Source organism: Mesorhizobium sp. M7D.F.Ca.US.004.01.2.1, from assembly GCF_003997785.1.
Taxonomy (GTDB): domain Bacteria; phylum Pseudomonadota; class Alphaproteobacteria; order Rhizobiales; family Rhizobiaceae; genus Mesorhizobium; species Mesorhizobium loti.
The window spans coordinates 1-415 of sequence record NZ_RZRQ01000777.1 but is presented as its reverse complement, the minus strand read 5'-3'; the positions used below and the strand labels follow the sequence as shown (position 1 = coordinate 415).

Annotated in this window: 1 rRNA gene; it reads right to left on the bottom strand. The window is 56.9% G+C overall.

Features of this window, described 5'->3' with window-relative positions:
- A 23S ribosomal RNA gene (locus EN993_RS36755) occupies positions 1–415 on the bottom strand; the annotation flags it as partial.

Genomic DNA, 415 nt, shown 5'->3' with positions numbered 1-415 from the left:
AACCCATCCCCTTAACCTTCCAGCACCGGGCAGGCGTCAGCCCCTATACTTCGCCTTGCGGCTTCGCAGAGACCTGTGTTTTTGCTAAACAGTCGCTTGGGCCTTTTCACTGCGGCCCCCTCGGGCTATAAACCCTACCGGGGCGCCCCTTCTCCCGAAGCTACGGGGCCATTTTGCCGAGTTCCTTAGCAAGAGTTATCCCGCGCACCTTAGGATTCTCTCCTCGCCTACCTGTGTCGGTTTGCGGTACGGGCACCTTGTTCCTCGCTAGACGCTTTTCTTGGCAGTGTGAAATCAGGGACTTCGGTACTAAAATTTCCCTCGCCATCACAGCTTGCCCTTATGGTGTGCGGATTTGCCTACACACCAGGCTTACTGCTTGGACGGCCATCCAGTAGGCCGCTCACCCTATCCT